The 17,401-nt window shown below is 73.4% G+C and carries 16 protein-coding genes; 9 read left to right on the forward strand and 7 right to left on the reverse strand.

Translation table 11 applies throughout. The features are described from left to right. Positions 1-10: 10 nt before the first annotated feature. The 6 genes from ACGFXC_RS07075 to ACGFXC_RS07100 all read right to left on the reverse strand — a co-directional run bounded on the left by ACGFXC_RS07075 (position 11) and on the right by ACGFXC_RS07100 (position 7,510). Entirely contained in the window at positions 11-397 is a 387-nt protein-coding gene (locus ACGFXC_RS07075) for a hypothetical protein (protein ID WP_393710921.1), read from the reverse strand. 344 nt (positions 398-741) lie between these two features. Further along, a complete protein-coding gene (locus tag ACGFXC_RS07080) occupies positions 742-1,659 on the reverse strand; it encodes a MurR/RpiR family transcriptional regulator (RefSeq protein ID WP_393710320.1) in 918 nt (305 codons plus the stop codon). Positions 1,660-1,784: 125 nt separating this feature from the next. Further along, positions 1,785-2,579 carry a hypothetical protein gene (locus tag ACGFXC_RS07085; RefSeq protein ID WP_393710322.1) on the reverse strand — a complete coding sequence of 265 codons (795 nt, stop codon included), beginning with the start codon at positions 2,577-2,579 and terminating at the stop codon, positions 1,785-1,787. Then, the gene (locus ACGFXC_RS07090) at positions 2,579-3,844 is read right to left on the reverse strand and encodes a VWA domain-containing protein (protein ID WP_393710323.1); all 1,266 of its coding nucleotides are present in this window, start codon (positions 3,842-3,844) and stop codon (positions 2,579-2,581) included. The genes ACGFXC_RS07085 and ACGFXC_RS07090 overlap by 1 nt, the downstream gene beginning before the upstream one ends. Positions 3,845-3,974: 130 nt before the next feature. After that, entirely contained in the window at positions 3,975-5,168 is a 1,194-nt protein-coding gene (locus ACGFXC_RS07095; protein ID WP_393710324.1) for a cytochrome P450, read from the reverse strand. Between the two features lie 80 nt (positions 5,169-5,248). Further along, positions 5,249-7,510: a HelD family protein gene (locus tag ACGFXC_RS07100; protein WP_393710923.1), complete on the reverse strand. Its 2,262-nt coding sequence runs from the start codon at positions 7,508-7,510 to the stop codon at positions 5,249-5,251. A 246-nt stretch (positions 7,511-7,756) separates the two neighbouring features. Here ACGFXC_RS07100 and ACGFXC_RS07105 point away from each other — a divergent pair, with 246 nt between their 5' ends. Then, on the forward strand, positions 7,757-9,601 hold the full coding sequence (locus tag ACGFXC_RS07105; RefSeq protein WP_393710325.1) for a galactose oxidase-like domain-containing protein: 1,845 nt from the start codon (positions 7,757-7,759) through the stop codon (positions 9,599-9,601). Positions 9,602-9,745: 144 nt separating this feature from the next. After that, on the forward strand, positions 9,746-9,961 hold the full coding sequence (locus ACGFXC_RS07110; RefSeq protein WP_393710925.1) for an acyl-CoA carboxylase epsilon subunit: 216 nt from the start codon (positions 9,746-9,748) through the stop codon (positions 9,959-9,961). 4 nt (positions 9,962-9,965) lie between these two features. Here the strand turns inward: ACGFXC_RS07110 and ACGFXC_RS07115 are convergent, their stop codons facing one another. Then, positions 9,966-11,600, reverse strand: a complete 1,635-nt coding sequence (locus ACGFXC_RS07115; RefSeq protein WP_393710326.1) for an FAD-dependent oxidoreductase — start codon at positions 11,598-11,600, stop codon at positions 9,966-9,968. Positions 11,601-11,823: 223 nt separating this feature from the next. Here ACGFXC_RS07115 and ACGFXC_RS07120 point away from each other — a divergent pair, with 223 nt between their 5' ends. The 7 genes from ACGFXC_RS07120 (at position 11,824) to ACGFXC_RS07150 (ending at position 17,200) form a co-directional block, all read left to right on the forward strand. Next, positions 11,824-12,921 (forward strand): SchA/CurD-like domain-containing protein, encoded by a 1,098-nt coding sequence (locus tag ACGFXC_RS07120; RefSeq protein ID WP_393710328.1) that lies wholly within the window; start codon positions 11,824-11,826, stop codon positions 12,919-12,921. 92 nt (positions 12,922-13,013) lie between these two features. Further along, positions 13,014-13,460, forward strand: a complete 447-nt coding sequence (locus tag ACGFXC_RS07125) for a cupin domain-containing protein (protein ID WP_393710330.1) — start codon at positions 13,014-13,016, stop codon at positions 13,458-13,460. Next, complete coding sequence (locus tag ACGFXC_RS07130) at positions 13,457-14,728, forward strand: beta-ketoacyl-[acyl-carrier-protein] synthase family protein (protein ID WP_393710332.1); 1,272 nt, start codon at positions 13,457-13,459, stop codon at positions 14,726-14,728. Before ACGFXC_RS07125 ends, ACGFXC_RS07130 begins: the two co-directional genes overlap by 4 nt. Then, positions 14,725-15,978, forward strand: coding sequence for a beta-ketoacyl synthase N-terminal-like domain-containing protein (locus tag ACGFXC_RS07135; RefSeq protein WP_393710334.1), 1,254 nt, complete (start codon positions 14,725-14,727; stop codon positions 15,976-15,978). The genes ACGFXC_RS07130 and ACGFXC_RS07135 overlap by 4 nt, the downstream gene beginning before the upstream one ends. Positions 15,979-16,053: 75 nt before the next feature. Continuing rightward, positions 16,054-16,308 (forward strand): phosphopantetheine-binding protein, encoded by a 255-nt coding sequence (locus ACGFXC_RS07140; protein WP_393710336.1) that lies wholly within the window; start codon positions 16,054-16,056, stop codon positions 16,306-16,308. 1 nt (position 16,309) lies between these two features. Continuing rightward, positions 16,310-16,792 carry an SRPBCC family protein gene (locus ACGFXC_RS07145; RefSeq protein WP_393710337.1) on the forward strand — a complete coding sequence of 161 codons (483 nt, stop codon included), beginning with the start codon at positions 16,310-16,312 and terminating at the stop codon, positions 16,790-16,792. A 75-nt stretch (positions 16,793-16,867) separates the two neighbouring features. Beyond that, positions 16,868-17,200, forward strand: a complete 333-nt coding sequence (locus tag ACGFXC_RS07150) for a TcmI family type II polyketide cyclase (protein ID WP_393710339.1) — start codon at positions 16,868-16,870, stop codon at positions 17,198-17,200. Positions 17,201-17,401: the final 201 nt, after the last annotated feature.

Consider the following 17,401-nt stretch of genomic DNA (forward strand, 5'->3'; position numbering starts at 1 on the left):
GCCCCCCGGGTCAGCGCCTGCGCTGTCCCGGGGTGCCCGCCAGGAGCGCCTCGGAGACCAGCCGGACACCCCGGGACAGCCGTCCCAGCTGTTCGAGCTCGATGGCGTACATCCGGATGGTGTTCTCGATGACCGACTCGGCGACGCCCATCATCGGCAGTTCGGCCCGGCTGGTGTGCAGGGCCACGCGCACCGCGCGCGCCTCGTGCTGGAGCTGGAGCTGCGCGTGCCGGGCGAGGAGGGCGTGGTGACGGGTCAGTGTCAGGTAGCCGCCGTAGCGGGCCGGGAGCAGGTCCCGCAGCCAGCGGGTGGCGGTGCGCTCCCAGTCGTGCGAACCGGGGGCCTTCACCTGGAGGGGCCAGTCCGGGCTGCGCGTGAGGGTGGCCGTCTGGGGCATTCTCGTCACTTCCGAATGGTGTCGAAGCACTGATCGAGAGGGTGTGGGGGGCGGCCTCGGCCCAGGGGTTGACCGAGGCCGCCGGGGGCGCTCCTCCGGGGATCCGCAAGCCCTGACCTGTCACCCGGTCCCGCCGTGAGGAGGAGCGGCGTACTGGGTGTCTGTTCAAGAGGACGTGGGGCCGTCCTCCCTGGCATCTGATGGATCCGGAGCGCCGCCGTCAGTAAACATATATACCGTCGAGTACGCAAGCGCATGAAAAATTTCATACACACCCGGGCTCTGAATATCCCGCTGCGGAACCGGCCCGCGACGTGCCGCCGGACGGTGCCCCCCGCAGGGTCCTAGAGGAAGAATCCGTGCTGGTCGGCGACCTGCTCGTACTGTTCGAGACGCGCCTGGGTGCGCTCCGGATCGGCGTCCGCCATCGCCTGGAGCAGGGCGGCGGACAGCATGCCGGGGGCCGCGTACGAATCGAAGACCAGCCGGGATCCGGTGCCGGCGGTGAGCACCACGTCGGCCTCCTCCACCAGCGGGCCCAGGGTGGGGTCGGTGATCAGCACCACGCGCAGCCCGGTGCTGCGGGCCGCGCGCAGGGCCGCCAGGGTCTCGTTGGCGTGCCGGGGCATCGCAAAGGCCAGCACCCAGCTGCCGCCGGCCGCCCGGGACTGGAGCAGGGCGTCGTAGGCCACGCTGCCGCCCCGGGTCACCACGCGGACGTCGGGGTGGATGCGCCGGGCCGCGTAGGCGAAGTACTCGGCGAGGGAGACCGAGATGCGCAGGCCGAGGACGGTCAGCGGGACGGAGCGGGCCAGGTCCCGGCCGATCTCCAGGATCCGGTTGGTGTCGTCGAGGAGCCTGCGGACGTTCTCCAGGTTCTCGATCTCGGCGTCGACGGCGGCCTGGAGTTCGTTGTGACGGATCTGCTCGCGGCTGTCGGGGGTGCGGGCCACCGCGCTCAGCGCGATGGGCTGGAGCACGTCGCGCAGCGCGGGATAGCCGCTGAAGCCGAGCGAGGCCGCGAACCGGGTGACGGAGGGCTGGCTGACGCCGACACGTTCGGCGAGCTCGGTGATGGAGAGGAAGGCGGCCTCGGTGAGGTGGTCGATCAGGTACTGGGCGATCCGCCGCTGACCCGGTGACAGGCGGTGCCCGTCGAAGAGCGCGAGCAGCCGGTCGGCCGCCGGTTTGCCCTGCTCCGGTCCGGCCGTGCCCGGCGTGATCGCGGCCGCCTGTGCGCGCGCCTGCTGCCCCGATGACACCGGAGGGCCTCCTTCTCACGTCACTCTTGTTCCAACATAGCCCACGCTCCGTGGTCGGATGATCATTGTGCCGTGCGGGGCCGCCGCCCCCGTGGACGCGGCGGCCCCCCGGCGGGACGGGCCCCTCAGGCCTCGGACCGCGGCCGTCCGGGACGGCCCGGGCCCCGGGTCAGGGTGTACCCGTAGATGCCCGCGAGGGCTCCGAGCACCCCGCCCGCGGCGGTCCACAGCCAGCGGTCGGACCACCAGCCGCCGGACCAGCCGTCCTCGGGCGCGCGGGCCGCGCGCTGCTCCTCGGAAGCCCCCGCGATGCCGGGGACCAGCGGCTCGGCCAGGACGGCGTCGACCGCCCGGGCCCCGCCCGTCTCCTTCACGTCGGCCTCGACCTGCGCCCGTACGGGCAGGCCCAGGTCCTCCGCGGGCAGCCCGACGACGGTGAGCCGGACGTAGTAGCTGCCCGGGAGGGGGTCGTTGGACCAGGCCTCGGCCCCGGAGCTGACCGTGCGCAGGACGCAGGCCAGTTCCACGGTGGCGTCCTCCTTGGCCGCCGCCGCGCTCTGGGTTCCGTAGGTGCAGGCCTGGCGGCGGCGCAGCCCGTCGTAGACGTCGAGCCGCCAGATGGAGGCGCCGTGGCGCACGGCCGGTTCCGGGAGGGTGACCGCGGCCCGTACGGTGACCCGCTGGCCCGCGTCCACGGGCAGGACCCAGTACAGGTAGTCGCCGCTGGAGGCGGCCGCGGTGGCCTTCTGGCCGGGCCGGAAGGGGGTCGCGGTGCGAAAGCCCGTGCCCGCCTCGGTCGGACCGTCGCCCTTGGCCCCCGCGCTCGGCGTGGGGCTCGGGGCGGCGGTGGCGGCGGCCGCGGGTGCCAGGAGGGCGGCGCCCGCCAGCAGGGCGGCCGTCAGGGTGCGTACGGCGTGCATCAGTTGGTCCTCCAGACGGAGATGCGCCAGCGCGAGATCCAGCCCCAGACCAGCCCCGCGAGCAGGCCGGTGAGCACCAGCAGACCGAGCAGCCACCAGCCCCGGCCGAGACCGAAGGAGGCCACGTCGGAGGGCTCGTCGGGGCCGTCCACCAGGTCGACGGTCAGCTCGAGCGGCATGCCGGGCGCGGTCTTGACGGCCGGGCCCGCGGAGAAGGAGTTGCTGACCTGGAGGCAGACCGTCTCGGGCACGTCGGCGGCGTCCCCGTCCAGCGGGGCCTTCGGGTAGCGCAGGCCCGTGGAGACGACGTCGGTACGGCCGTCGCCGGCCTCGGAGCCGCGGACGATCTCCCGCCCGTGGACGGTGGAGGCGCGCAGCAGCACCCCGTAGTCGTTGTTCACGGCGCGGTCGGCGCCGATGCTCACCGACGCCCGCAGTTCCTGCCCGGGGCGGACGTCCACCCGGTACCAGCGGTGTTCGCCGAAGGCCTCGCGGTCGCTGTAGAGACCGGCCTTCAGCTGCGGGGCGCCCTCGCAGCGCCCGGCGCCCTCGGTGGCCACCGGGGTGACGACGGGGTCGGCGGCGCGGTCGACGAGCTGTCTGACCCTGCCGGAGAGTTCGGCCGTGTGCGCCACCGAGGTGTAGGTGCCTCCGGTGGCCTCCGCGATGCAGGTCAGCTGGGCCCGCGTCTTGGCGTCGGGCACGAGGCCCAGGGTGTCGACGACGAGGTGGATGCCCTTGGCCGCGATGTCGCGGGCCACTTCGCAGGGGTCGAGCGGGGCGCAGGTGTCCTCGCCGTCGGTGATGAGCACGATCCGGCGGGTGGCGTTGCCGCCGTCGAGGTCCTGGGCGGCGGCCTGGAGGGCCGGCCCGATGGGCGTCCAGCCGGTGGGCGCGAGGGTGGCGACGGCCGTCTTGGCCTCGGTGCGGTTGACCGTGCCGACGGGGTAGAGCTGCTTGGTGTCCTTGCAGCCGAGCGCCCGGTCGTCGCCGGGGTAGGTGGCGCCCAGGGTCCTTATGCCGAGGCGGACTTCGTCGGGCACGGCGTCCAGGACCTCGTTGAAGGCCTGTTTCGCGGCGGCCATGCGGGACTGGCCGTCGATGTCGGCCGCGCGCATCGAGCCGCTGACGTCGAGCACCAGCTCGACCTTGGGCGGCTCTTTGACGGGTCCGTCGGCGGCGACGGCGTGGGAGGGCAGGAGCCCCGCGGTCAAGGCGACGAACAGGCCGCAGGCCCGGACCGCCAGCCGTTTTCTTGTGATCATCGCCGGATCGTATTGAGGATCCGACGGCAAACCAAAACGTGCTGCAACGGCCGCCGTTCACCCGCGCGGCGCCGCCGGGGCGACCCGGCGGGCGGTGCGGCGGCGGCCCCGCGGGCGGTGGCGGGGCGCCCTACCAGCGCACCGGCAGCCGGCTCACCCCGCGCATCAGACTGCCCGGCAGCCACTGCGGCGGCCCGGCGTCCGGATCCTGCTCCAGTGCGGGGAAACGCTCCAGCAGGCGACGGAGCGCGATGCGGCCCTCCATGCGGGCCAGCGGGGCGCCGAGGCAGAAGTGCAGGCCGTGGCCGAAGGCGAGGTGGCCCTGCGGCGCCCGGCGGATGTCGAAGACGTCCGGGTCGGCGAAGCGGCCGGGGTCGCGGTCGGCTCCGGCCAGCGAGACGAGGACGACGGCTCCGGCGGGGATGACCGTGCCGCCGATCTCCACGTCCGTGGCTGCGTGCCGGTAGGTGCTGTTCTGCACGGGCCCGTCGTAGCGGAGCATCTCCTCGACGGCCCCGTCGAGGAGGCCGTCGGGGTCGGCGCGCAGCGCGGCCAGCTGGCCGGGGTGGGCGAGCAGCGCGCGCACGCCGTTGGAGATCAGGTTGACGGTGGTTTCGTGTCCGGCGACCAGCAGGAGGAAGGCCATGCCGATGAGTTCGTCCGGGGAGAGCGAGTCGCCGTCCTCGTCACGGGTGCGGATGAGCGCGCTGAGCAGGTCCTCGCCGGGGGCCTTGGCCTTGAGCGCGATCAGCTCCCCGAGGTAGCCGCTCAGCTGCTGGTGGGCCTCGTTGCCGACGACGCCCGGTACGGGTGTGACGACCGCGTTGGACCAGCCGCGGAAACGGTCCCGGTCCAGGTCGGGGACGCCGAGCAGCTCGCAGATGACCGTCATCGGGAGCGGGAAGGCGAGCTCCTTGATCAGGTCGGCCGTGCGCTCGGGGCGGGCGGCCATGGCGTCGAGGAGCTCGCCCGTGACCTCCTCCACGCGCGGGCGCAGTCCTTCGACCCGGCGTGCGGTGAACTCGCGGGCCACCAGGCGGCGCAGCCGGGTGTGGTGCGGCGGGTCGGCCTCCAGCATGTTGGAGTTGGCGGCGGTGGGCTCGATCTCGGGGAACAGGCCCGCGTTGCGCCAGTCCTTGCGCAGGGCCGGATGGTTGAGGGCCTGACGGGCCTCCTCGTACCCGACGACGATCCAGCACGCGACCTCGTCGGGCGAGCCCGCGCCGACCCGGTGGACCGGTCCGGCCGCGCGCAGCGCCGCGTAGTAGGAGTAGGGGTCGGCGTCGAAGTTCCCGGCGGCGGAGGTGATGTCGACTACGGGCATGGGATCACCGTACGACGGCCGACGCCCTCTGGAGACGGCCGGATCCGGCCACATGGAGGCCGCGTGTCCGGAGCGTGCCGTCAGCCGGCGAGCCCTTCGGGGAGCGGGCCGCTGTGCAGGACGCCGAGGTGCTGCGTGGCCCGGGTGAGGGCCACGTACAGGTCGCTGGGCTGGAACCGTCCGGGTTCGACGACGATGACGGTGTCGAATTCCAGCCCCTTGGCCTGGCGCGGGTCCAGCAGGACGACGGCCCGGGTGAGGTCCGGTTCCTCCCCCGCCGCCACCCCGGGCAGGGCGGCGGCCAGGGCCGGGTGCAGGGGCCGCGGGGCGATCACCGCGAGGCGGCCCTCGGCGGGCGTGCCGGTGCGGACGGCCGCCGCGAGGGCGCCGGGCAGGTCCGCGCTCTCGCGCACCCAGGGCCGTACGCCGGTGGAGCGCACCGAGCCGGGCGGTTCGAAGCCGGGGTCGTGGGCGCGCAGTACGGCGGCCGCGACCTCCATGATCTCGGCCGGCGTACGGTAGTTGACGCCCAGGCGCACCCGCTCCCAGCGCTCGCCGACGTACGGGGCCAGGATCCGCCGCCACGAGCCGCAGCCCGCCTCGTCCCCGGTCTGGGCCGGGTCGCCGACGAGGGTCATCGACCGGGTCGGGCAGCGTCGCATCAGCAGCCGCCAGGCCATCTCGGACAGTTCCTGCGCCTCGTCGACGATGACGTGCCCGAAGCTCCAGGTGCGGTCGGCGGCGGCGCGTTCGGCGGTCGTGCGGTGGTCGTCCTCCTCCTGCCGCTCCGCCATCCGTTCCGCGTCGATGAGGTCGTGGGCGGCGAGGTACTCGTTCTCCGCGTCCTCGAACTCGTAGGAATCGGAGCCCTGGGAGAGGTCGAGGACGCCCTGGGCGTAGGCGACCCGCTCCAGCCGGTCGCGTTCGGCGGCGGCCCGGTCGGCGCTGTCGTCGACGCCGAGGAGTTCCGCGGCCTCGTCCAGGAGCGGCACGTCGGCCGGGGTCCACGGGCCGCCGGTGCGCCGGATCAGCGCGGCGTCGGCGTCGGTGAGGTGGGAGGGGTCGGCGAGGAAGCCGGCGACGAGCCGCTCGGGGGTGAGGTGCGGCCACAGGGTGTCGATGGCGGCGTGCACCTCGGCGCTGGTGGCGATCTCCTTGCCGAGCTGGGCGACGTCGTCCGGGCCGAGCAGGTTGGGGCCGCCGTAGGGGTCGGCGCCGAGCCGGTCGGCGAGCTGCGCGGTGAGGGCGTCGATGACGGCGAACGCGAAGTAGGGGCGGGCCAGGTTGTGGGGCAGTGCGGTGGCGCGGGCCCGGTCGCGGGCGGCGTGTGCCATGGTCCGGTCGAGCAGCAGCGTCCCGTAGTCGTCGTGGTCGACCTCCAGAGCCGGTTCGGGGACCACGTCGTGCTCCTCGCCGCTGCCGGCGGGAACGCCCTCGGGGAGGGTCTGCCGGTCGGCGACGACCCGGGCGAGGACCCCGGCCATGGCGGCGCGGCCCTTGACGGCCGCGGCGCCGGGGCGGTCGGTGCCGGTGGCCCGGACGCCGGGGAACAGGTCCGCCGGGGAGGCCAGCAGCACCCCGGTCTCACCGAGGGAGGGCAACACCTCGCCGATGTAGCCGAGGAAGGCGGGGTTGGGTCCGACGATCAGTACGCCGCGCCTGGCGAGGAGCTCGCGGTGGGCGTAGAGGAGGTAGGCGGCGCGGTGCAGGGCCACGGCCGTCTTCCCGGTACCGGGGCCGCCCTCCACGACGAGGACGCCCCGGTGCGGCGAGCGGATGACCCGGTCCTGTTCGGCCTGGATGGTCCGCACGATGTCGTGCATGCGGCCGGTCCTGGCGGCGTCGAGGGCGGCGAGCAGCACGGCGTCCGCGTCGGCGCCCTCGTGGCCGGTGCGTTCGGTGTCGGCGAGGTCGAGGATCTCGTCGTGCAGGCCGGTGACCTCGCGGCCCCGGGTGGTGATGTGCCGGCGGCGGCGCAGCCCCATCGGCACGTGTCCGGTCGCGAGATAGAACGGGCGTGCCATTTCGGCGCGCCAGTCCAGTACGAGGGGAGTGCGTTCGGCATCGTCCTGCCGGATTCCGATGCGGCCGATGTGGTGGTCACGGCCGTCGGAGAACTCCAGGCGGCCGAAACAGAGTCCTTGTTCGGCGGCGTTCAGCGCGGCGAACAGACCGGACTGCTCGGCGACGAGCACATCCCGCTCCAGCCGCGCCTGGAACCCGTTCCCGCCCTGGCGCAGGGCCGTGCGGACGGCGCGGTCGGCCCGGTCCCGGAGGTCTTCGAGCCGCGCGTACAGCTCCGTGAGGAATTGCTGCTCACTCTGAAATTCGATGTTTGACAATTCCACTCCCGGCGCGATACGATGCCTCTGTAAACCTTGTTCACGCCTGTTCTCGAACGCGGCGCGAACCAACAAATATACGTGAATGCACGCCCTGGACGTCAATTCGTCCGGGGCGTTTTTGTTATTCCCACCCCCGCTTGCGCCGCACGGGGAACGGACCTCGCGCCAGGCGAGGCGTTCGGGGTGGTTTCTCCTAGTCTCTCCTCGCACGGGCCGTTCCGTCCGCCGCCCCCGAGGAGACGCATGTCCCGAACCCGCCGGTCCGCCGCCCTCGCGGCGGGCACCCTCCTCGCCGCGGGCCTGCTCGTGTCCCTCCCCGCCGCGACGACCGCCGGGGCCGCCGGAGCGGCCGGCGTGCAGCGGGTCCGGCCCGGGCACGACGGGGGCCACGGGTCCGGCGACGCGGAGGCCGCACTGATCGGCGCGGAACACGCGCGGGCGCACGCCGGCCGGCGGGCCGCCGCCCGGAACGCCGGAGGCTATCCGCAGGCCACCCGTACCGCGTCGCTCTCCGCGCTGACGGACTCCCAGGCCCGGGCGAACGCCGGCTTCAGCGCCGCTGCGTCGGGCCGGTTCGCGCAGTACTTCCCCTCCCCCGACTTCGGCGTCCACCTCGCCCAGCTGCCGACCGGCAAGGTGCTGCTGTTCTCCTTCGAGCGGGTGGAGACCGACCCCACCAAGGAGACCGGCCCCACCGACCGGACCGGGCCGACCAACGCGGGGCGCGCCTACCTGTGGGACCCCGCGCGCGGGACGGGCGCCCGGGCCTTCCACGAGGTCCGGCCGCCGACCGTGCTGATGCCCGACGGGACGCACGTCCCGCGCCCCGCCCCGTTCTTCTGCGCCGGGCACGCCTTCCTGCCCAACGGGATGGTCGCCGTCTTCGGCGGCAACACCGGCGGCAAGGGCGGCAGCGGAGCCCGGCTGTCCTTCGTGTTCGACCCCTGGACGGAGACCTGGTACCGCAACCGGGACATGTCCGTGGGCCGCTGGTACCCCTCGGTGGTCACCGGCGCCGACGGCCGCCAGATCATCATGTCGGGCCAGTCCGAGCGCGGTACGGGCACCCCCACCCCGGTCGTGGAACGGTTCCCGGCGAAGGGGCTGCCCGTGCCCCGGCGGACGTACGACATTCCGCTGGACATCGCCTCCGAACGGTTCGGCGCGGACGCCCCGTTCCGCAACGACTACCCGCACCTGTTCTCACTGCGGGACGGGATGATCTACGGGCTGGGGCGCGACGCCGACCAGCAGTGGCGGTTCGACCCGGCCGCGCAGACCCGTACCGACCTGCCCCGGCGCCCCGCCGACTTCCGCGGCTACGGGTCCGCCGTGCCGCTCCCGGCCGGACTGCGCGGCCCGGACTCCGTTCTGGTCCTCGGCGGCGACCCGCACGACCCGAACACGTACGAACTGACCGGCGCGGGCTGGCAGACCCGGGAACCCCGGGCCTTCGGCCGCACCCAGGACGACACGCTGATCCTGCCGGACGCCACGCTGCTCACCGTCAACGGCGCCCTGAGCACCCGGGACTACGGCAACGGCCCGTTCAACCCGAAGGCCGACCTCAAGTACCGCCAGACCGAGCTGCGGGACGCGGCCGGTCACTGGCGGCTGGGCCCGGCCCAGCGGCTGCCGCGCGGCTACCACTCCAACGCCCTGGTGATGCCGGACGGCCGGGTGATGGTGACCGGCGACGAGCTCCAGCAGATCGCCAACGACCCCGACATCGGCGACGCGATGGACGGCAGCATCGAGCTGTACGAGCCGGCCTACCTGCACCGGGGGCCGCGGCCCGCCCTCGACCGGGTCCCCGCCGCGGCGCTGGCCCACGGCACGGGCTTCGAGGTGCGCAGCTCGACGGCCTCCGCCGTGCGGCGGGCGGTGCTGCTGGCACCGACGACGGTCACCCACGCCGTGAACACCAGCCAGCGCCACCTGGAACTGCCGATCACCGGCACCCGCGGCGACACCATCGCCCTGCGCACCCCGCCCACCGCCGCCGACGCCCCGCCGGGCTACTACATGCTCTTCCTCCTCGACGCCGACGGCGTCCCCAGCCCGGCCCGCTGGGTGAAGCTCGGCTGAGGGGCTGCCCCGCGCCGGGCACGTCGCACGGATGGCTGTGGACGACGCTCCCCGGCACGACAGGCCACCGGGGGACTCGTAGCGTCGGCAGCGCGGGCCGAGGCGGCCCGGCGAGGTGAAGTCTCCTGATGAGAGGCCGTGCCGATGCGAAGCGAAGCCGCGATATCGAGCCTGCTCCGGGTCCACCGGGGCACCGCCGAACCCGAGGAACTGGCCGCGATCACCGTGGTCGTCGCCTGCCTCGCGGGCCGGGCCGCGGCCCGCGCCGCCGCCCCGGCCGGGCGGGCCGGCGCGCACCACCGCCCGCGGCCGCGGCCCGCGGGCCACGGCTGCTGGGCGGGGTGCTGGGCCTGCGGCTGAGCCGTCAGGGGCGGTGCAGCAGCCGCTTCATCGCGTCGAGCAGGACGGCCTCCGGGTCGGCGGCGGCGCCCTCCGAACGCCAGGCGACGAACCCGTCCGGGCGTACGAGGACCGCTCCGTCGGCCGCGAGCTCGTGCAGCTCCGCCCAGTCGGCGCCCTCCGACGGGACCAGGTCGGCGCCGGAGCCGGAGCCGATGGCGTACGCGTCCAGGCGGGCGCCCGTCTGCCGCGCCACCCCGGCCGCGGCCGCCTTCCAGGGCGAGCCCTCGCCGCTGAGCAGCACGAACGCCCGCTCGTACAGGTCGATCGTGGAGATCCGCTCGCCCGCCCGGGTCAGCCACATGTGCGGGGCGCGGGTGCCGACGTCGCCCCTCAGCCGCATCGTGTCGGGGATGACCGGCCGGGACGGGTCGCCGCCGAGGACCGCGCCCTTCCCGTAGGCGTAGCCCATCGCGGTGGTGAGGACCCCGCTGCCCGGACCGCCGCCCATGGTGGGCGGCGGCACGTACCCCGGGTGGCTGTGCTCGGCCGAACGGGCCGAGGCGCGCTCGCTGGTGGCGCGGGCCACCGGGAGGCGCTCCTGCTCGTAGGTCTCCAGCAGTTCCGGTCCGGCCGCGCCACCGAGGACGGCCGCCACCTTCCAGGCGAGGTTGTGCGCGTCCTGGATGCCGGTGTTGGAGCCGAAGGCGCCGGTGGGGCACATCTCGTGGGCCGCGTCGCCGACGACGAAGACCCGGCCGACCCGGTACTTCTCCGCCACCCGTTCGGCGGCGTGCCAGGGCGCCTTGCCGCCGATCTCCACGTCCAGGTCGGGCACCCCGATGGCCGCACGGATCTGCGCCGCGCAGCGCTCGTCGGTGAAGTCCTCCAGCGTCTCGCCCGTCTCGGGGTGCCAGGGGGCGTGGAAGACCCACTGGGTCTCGTTGTCCACGGGCAGCAGCGCCCCGTCGGCGCCCGGCTTCAGCAGGTAGCAGACGATGAAGCGCAGGTCGCCGAGGACGCCGGCGAGCCGCTCGGAGCGGAAGACGATGCTCACGTTGTGGAACAGCTCGCCGTTGCCCGTCTGGCGGATGCGCAGGGCCTCGCGGACGGGGCTGCGGGGGCCGTCGGCGGCGATGAGGTAGTCGGCGCGGACGGTGAGGTGTTCACCGGTCTCGCGGTCCTTGACGACCGCGCTCACGCCCTGCTCGTCCTGGTCGAAACTCATCAGTTCGGTGGAGAAGCGCACGTCGGCGCCCTGGGCGCGGCTCTGCTCGGCCAGGACCGGCTCGATGTTGTTCTGGCTGCACAGGCACCAGCCGGTGGGGCTGAACTTCTTCAGCGCGCCCGACGGATCGACGGCCTTGATCAGCCACTTGTGCTCCCCGCCGACGAGCGAGGACTCGCTCTGCAGGATGCCCTGATTGGCCTCCAGGGCGGAGGCCTCCTTGCGGATGGCGGGCTCGACCCCCGCCGTGCGGAACAGTTCCATCGTCCGGGCGTTGATCCCCCGGCCCCGGGGGTGGACGGACGTACCGGCGTGCTTCTCGACCAGCAGGTGCCTGATGCCGTGGCGGCTCAGGAACAGCGAGGTGGACAGGCCCACGAGGGAGCCGCCCACGACGAGGACCGGTACACGAACATCGGCATGCTCTTCCATCAGCTGCGGGCTCCTGTTTCGTGCGGGGGGCAGTGGACGCTTTATGCCCCCGATCGGGGTTCTCGCCCTGGCGAGTCGCGTCTTGTCACCCGCTTGATCCGGAGATGTAGCGATCCGTACCCGGCCGGATGACGATGAGCGACAGCGGCGGCCCCTCGCACCACACCCCCGCCGTCCCCGACCACGGAGGCCCGCGGACCCGCAGGCACGAAGGAGTGAGGAAATGACAACCACCCTGTCAGAGCGGGTGTCGCAGTCGGCCTTCGACGGCTCCATGCTCCGGGTCGTCCTGCTGATGGACCTGCACGAAGGCGCGCAGCAGCGCTTCTTCGACGCCTACGAACAGCTGCGCCACGACATCGCGTCGGTGCCCGGGCACCTCGGCGACCAGCTCTGCCAGTCCTTCGCGAACCCCTCGCAGTGGCTGATCACCAGTGAGTGGGAGAGCGCCCCGCAGTACCTCGCCTGGGTGAACAGCGAGGCGCACGCCGAGCAGGTCCGGCCGCTGGGCGCCTGCGCCCGCTCGATGCGCCCGCTGACCTTCACCGTCCTGCGGGAGACCGGCAAGCGGTACGAGGCCCCGCAGGGGCCGGGGCGCGCCCGGCTGCAGGGCGCGCCCCGGCTCGGCGCGGGCGTCGTGCGGCACGCGCTGACCTTCACGGTCAAGCCGGGCAGCGAGGAGCGGGTCGCGCAGATCCTGTCCTCGTACGACTCGCCGCGGGCCCGCGTCGACGACCACACCCGGCTGTGCCGCACCTCGCTGTTCATGCACGGCAACCGGGTCGTACGGGCGGTCGAGGTCGAGGGAGACCTGACGGCGGCCCTGCGGCACGTGTCGGAGCAGCCCGAGGTGCGGGCCGTGGAGCACGCCATCAACCCGTACCTGGAGCAGGACCGGGACCTGGCCGATCCGGAGTCCGCCCGGATGTTCTTCATGCGTGCGGCGCTGCCGGCCGTCCACCACGTGGCCGCGCAGGGCGCGCAGCCGTCGGAGGTGTCGCGGCACGCCCTGTACTACCCGGCCAAGCCGGGCTGCGGTCCGCTCGTGGCCCGCTTCCTGGCCCGGCAGGACGAGACGGCCGCGAAACTCCCGACCAGTCCCGTGCTGAGCAGCAGCATCTTCCAGCGCGACGACGTCGTGGTGCGGCTCCTGGACGTCCGCGGGCCGGCCGACGGCCGTTTCGCCGGCGGTTTCGGCATCGACGGACCCCGCAAGGCGGCGGTGCTGCGGCGCCTGCTCGCCGGGGAGCCCACCGGTGCGGGCGACGCCCCGCACCCCATGAACCCGATCACCGACCGGCACGCGCCGGAAGAGGACTGATCCGGAACGCAACGCCCCCGCAGCACCCCCATCCCCATCCGGCAGCCCATGCGCGCACCGCCAGGCTCCCGATCCGCCAGGAGGAAGTCAGCATGACCAGACATCACCCGCGCATCGTCGACCTCAGCGAGACCCAGCCCAACCTCAGGCGCGGAGGTGACCTGCGCGCCGTGCTGACCCCGACGTCGGTGGGTTCGACCAGCGGCTTCATGGGCCTGGCGGTGATGGCCCCGGGCGAGTCGATCGCCGAGCACTACCACCCGTACTCGGAGGAGTTCGTGTACGTGGTGGCGGGCAGCCTGGAGGTCGACCTCGACGGCGAGCCGCACCCGCTGCGCGTCGACCAGGGTCTGCTCGTCCCGCTGAACGTGCGCCACCGCTTCCGCAACGTCGGTGACACCGAGGCCCGGATGGTCTTCCACCTGGGTCCGCTCGCCCCGCGCCCCGAGCTGGGGCACGTCGACACGGAGGAGGCCCCGCACCCCGAGGCCTCGCTGTGGGCGGAGCGTCCGCCGGAGCACACGGGAGCGGTGTCGTGACCCGGCGGCGGGTGGCCGTGACGGGGGTGGGCGTCGTCGCCCCCGGGGGCATAGGCACCCCGGCCTTCTGGGACCTGCTGTCCAACGGCCGTACGGCGACGCGCGGCATCACCCTCTTCGACCCGGCCGGGTTCCGCTCCCGGATCGCCGCCGAGGTGGACTTCGACCCGGCGGAGCACGGTCTGGGCGAGGACGAGGCGGCCCGGGCGGACCGGTACATCCAGTTCGCCCTGGTCGCCGCCCGCGAGGCGATGGCCGACGCCGGCCTGGAGCTGGACGGCGAGAGCGCCTGGCGCACCGGCGTCTCCCTGGGCACGGCGGTCGGCGGGACCACCCGGCTGGAGCACGACTACGTCGCGGTGAGCCAGCGGGGCGAGTGGTGGGACGTCGACCACCGGCTGTCCTCCCCCTTCCTGCACCGCGCGTTCACGCCCGCCACCCTCGCTTCGGCGGTGGCGGAGCGGACGGGGGCGCGCGGCCCGGTGCAGACCGTCTCCACGGGCTGCACCTCCGGGCTGGACGCCGTCGGCTACGCCGTGCACTCCATCCAGGAGGGCCGGATGGACGTGTGCATAGCCGGGGCGTCGGACTCCCCGGTCTCCCCCATCACCGTGGCCTGCTTCGACGCCATCAAGGCGACCTCGGCCAACAACGACGACCCGGCGCACGCCTCCCGGCCCTTCGACGCCGACCGGGACGGTTTCGTCCTCGGCGAGGGCGGCGCCGTCCTGGTCCTGGAGGAGCTGGAGCACGCCCGGGCCCGCGGGGCGACGGTCTACTGCGAGATAGGCGGGTACGCCACCTTCGGCAACGCCCACCACATGACGGGGCTGACCGCCGAGGGCCTGGAGATGGCCCGGGCCATCGAGACGGCGCTGGCCCAGGCCCGCATCGGCTCCGGTGAGATCGACTACGTCAACGCGCACGGCTCCGGCACCAAGCAGAACGACCGCCACGAGACGGCGGCGGTCAAGCGGGTGCTCGGGGACCACGCCTACAAGACGCCGATGACCTCCATCAAATCCATGGTGGGGCACTCCCTCGGCGCCATCGGGGCGATCGAGCTCGCGGCCTGCGTCCTGGCGATGACCCATCACGTGGTGCCGCCGACCGCGAACTACGAGACCCCCGACCCCGAATGCGACCTGGACTACGTGCCGCGCACCGCCCGCAGCCACACCCTGCGCAGCGTGCTGTCCGTCGGCAGCGGATTCGGCGGCTTCCAGTCCGCCGTCGTCCTGACCCAGCCCAAGGAGGTACGCGCGTGAACAGCCGTACTGCCGGCAAGACGGTGGCCGTTACGGGCATCGGGGTCGTCGCGCCCAACGGGATCGGCGCGGACGCCTTCTGGAAGGCGACCCAGTCCGGCGACAGCGTCCTGGACCGGGTGACCCGGCAGGGCTGCGAGCACCTTCCGGTGCGGGTGGCCGGGGAGGTGCGGGGCTTCGACCCCGGGGCGCTGGTCGAGGAGCGGTTCCTCGTCCAGACCGACCGGTTCAGCCACTACGCGCTGGCCGCCGCCGACCTGGCGCTGGAGCACGCCCGGCTCGGGCGGGCCGACTACGAGGACGACCCGTACGCGGTGGGCGTCGTCACGGCGGCCGGCTCGGGCGGCGGCGAGTTCGGGCAGCGCGAGCTCCAGCGGCTGTGGGGGCAGGGCCCCCGCTACGTCGGCCCGTACCAGTCGATCGCCTGGTTCTACGCGGCCAGCACCGGCCAGATCTCCATCCGGCGCGGGTTCAAGGGCCCCTGCGGGGTCGTGGCGAGCGACGAGGCGGGCGGGCTGGACGCCTTCGCGCACGCGGCCCGGGCGATCCGCCAGGGCAGCCGGGCCATGCTGGTCGGCGCGACGGAGGCCCCGCTCGCCCCCTACTCGGTGGTCTGCCAGCTCGGTTACGAGGGCCTCAGCACCTGGGACGACCCGCAGCGCGCCTACCGGCCCTTCACGGCCAAGGCGTGCGGGTTCGTACCGGCGGAGGGCGGCGCGATGTTCGTCGTCGAGGACGCGGAGGCCGCCCTGCGGCGGGGTGCGACGGTCCGGGCCCTGCTGGCCGGGCACGCCGCCACCTTCACCGGGACGAACCGGCCGGACGCCTCCGGCGAGGGCCTGGCCCACGCCATCCGCGGCGCGCTGCGCGAGGCGGGCTGCGCCCCCGAGGAGGTGGACGTGGTCTTCGCGGACGCCCTGGGCACCCCCGAGGCCGACGCGGCGGAGGCGCGGGCGATCCACGACGCGCTCGGCGGCCACGGCTCCAGAGTGGCGGTCACCGCTCCCAAGACGGGGACCGGGCGGGCGTACTGCGCGGCCGGCACCCTCGACGCGGCGGCGGCCGTACTGGCCCTGGAACACGGGGTGGTGCCGCCGACCCCGAACGTCTTCGACGTCTGCCACGACCTCGACGTGGTCACCGGCAGCGCCCGGGTCGCCCCCCTGCGGACCGCGCTCGTCCTGAGCCGGGGCCGGATGGGATCGAACGCGGCACTCGTCCTGCGCAAGGGGCCCGCATCCCCCGCGTAGGGAGCGGGACCCGGTTGGTCAGGGCCGCGCAGGGTTCGGCGCGGCCCCCGGAACAAGGAACAGAGAGAAGGCACCATGTCCGACCGACTGACCATCGAAGAGCTGGCGAAGCTCATGAAGACCGCCGGCATCACCGTCGACCCCACCGAGCTCGCGAACCGTCCGGAATCCCAGTTCGACGACTACGGGCTCGACTCGCTCGGCCTGCTCGGCATCGTCGGCGAGCTGGAGAACCGGCGGGGCCGCTCGCTGCCCACGGACGCGGACCGCTGCAAGAGCCCCCGCGAGTTCATCGACCTCGTCAACAACAGCCTCATGACCGGAGCCTGACATGCCTGGACACACCGACAACGAGATCACCGTCAACGCGCCCGTCGACGTCGTCTGGGACGTCACGAACGACCTGCCCAACTGGCCTGAGCTGTTCAGCGAGTACGCGTCGATCGAGATCCTGGAGAAGGCCGGGAACACCACCCGGTTCCGCCTCGCCATGCACCCGGACGAGAACGGCGTCGTGTGGAGCTGGGTCTCGGAGCGGACCCTCGACCGCGACGGCCTCACGGTCAAGGCCCGCCGCGTCGAGACCGGCCCGTTCGCCCACATGGACATCCACTGGGAGTACGGCGAGGCGCCCGGCGGCGGCACGCGGATGCGCTGGGTGCAGGACTTCGCGATGAAGCCGGAAGCGCCCATCGACGACGCGGGGATGACCGACCGCATCAACCAGAACTCCCGCATCCAGATGGAACTGATCCGGGACAAGATCGAGCAGGGTCATCACGGCCGGCGCCGGCCCGCGGCGGCCCGGCGCTGAGACGGCGCCCCCGCTCACCGCGCCCCTCCCCGCGTCCCGCTTCCCTCTTCTCCGAGCCGAAAGGCAATCCTCCCGATGCACCAAGCCCTCATCGTGGCCCGCATGGCACCCGGTTCGGCGCCCGACATCGCCGGCCTCTTCGCCGCCTCGGACGCCGGTGAACTCCCCCATCTGGTCGGGGTCAGCCGCCGCAGTCTCTTCCAGTTCGGGGACGTGTACCTGCACCTGATCGAGTCCGAGAAGGACCCCGGTCCGGCCATCGCGCAGGTCACCGGCCACCCGGAGTTCCGCGACCTCAGCGACCGGCTCTCGGCGTTCATCAGTCCGCACGACCCGGAGACCTGGCGGGGCCCCAAGGACGCCATGGCCCAGCGGTTCTACCGCTGGGAGCGGGGCGCCGTCCGCTAGTGCGTACGGGTGCCCTTGCCGCCGCCGCTCCGGCCGGCCGGCCTGGGCACCCACGGACACCGCTCGTGACGGGGGGAATTCGGCAGGTAGTTTTTACGTGAAAACCTGACTGAATTACCGTCAATAAGCTTCCGCTTCATATCTCGTTTTGATAACGACATCCTCCAAAAGGCCTGGACCTTTCCGGATCGACGCGCGTAA

It is taken from the genome of Streptomyces sp. NPDC048507, from assembly GCF_043199995.1.
Classification (GTDB): domain Bacteria; phylum Actinomycetota; class Actinomycetes; order Streptomycetales; family Streptomycetaceae; genus Streptomyces.

Excerpts from the sequence above, each read along its gene's own strand:
- ACGFXC_RS07105 (WP_393710325.1), top strand. The coding sequence starts at position 7,757 with ATGTCCCGAACCCGCCGGTCCGCCGCCCTCGCGGCGGGCACCCTCCTC.
- ACGFXC_RS07115 (WP_393710326.1), bottom strand. The coding sequence starts at position 11,600 with ATGGAAGAGCATGCCGATGTTCGTGTACCGGTCCTCGTCGTGGGCGGC.
- ACGFXC_RS07125 (WP_393710330.1), top strand. The coding sequence starts at position 13,014 with ATGACCAGACATCACCCGCGCATCGTCGACCTCAGCGAGACCCAGCCC.
- ACGFXC_RS07110 (WP_393710925.1), top strand. The coding sequence starts at position 9,746 with ATGCGAAGCGAAGCCGCGATATCGAGCCTGCTCCGGGTCCACCGGGGC.
- ACGFXC_RS07140 (WP_393710336.1), top strand. The coding sequence starts at position 16,054 with ATGTCCGACCGACTGACCATCGAAGAGCTGGCGAAGCTCATGAAGACC.
- ACGFXC_RS07075 (WP_393710921.1), bottom strand. The coding sequence starts at position 397 with ATGCCCCAGACGGCCACCCTCACGCGCAGCCCGGACTGGCCCCTCCAG.
- ACGFXC_RS07085 (WP_393710322.1), bottom strand. The coding sequence starts at position 2,579 with ATGCACGCCGTACGCACCCTGACGGCCGCCCTGCTGGCGGGCGCCGCC.
- ACGFXC_RS07145 (WP_393710337.1), top strand. The coding sequence starts at position 16,310 with ATGCCTGGACACACCGACAACGAGATCACCGTCAACGCGCCCGTCGAC.
- ACGFXC_RS07150 (WP_393710339.1), top strand. The coding sequence starts at position 16,868 with ATGCACCAAGCCCTCATCGTGGCCCGCATGGCACCCGGTTCGGCGCCC.
- ACGFXC_RS07120 (WP_393710328.1), top strand. The coding sequence starts at position 11,824 with ATGACAACCACCCTGTCAGAGCGGGTGTCGCAGTCGGCCTTCGACGGC.
- ACGFXC_RS07095 (WP_393710324.1), bottom strand. The coding sequence starts at position 5,168 with ATGCCCGTAGTCGACATCACCTCCGCCGCCGGGAACTTCGACGCCGAC.
- ACGFXC_RS07090 (WP_393710323.1), bottom strand. The coding sequence starts at position 3,844 with ATGATCACAAGAAAACGGCTGGCGGTCCGGGCCTGCGGCCTGTTCGTC.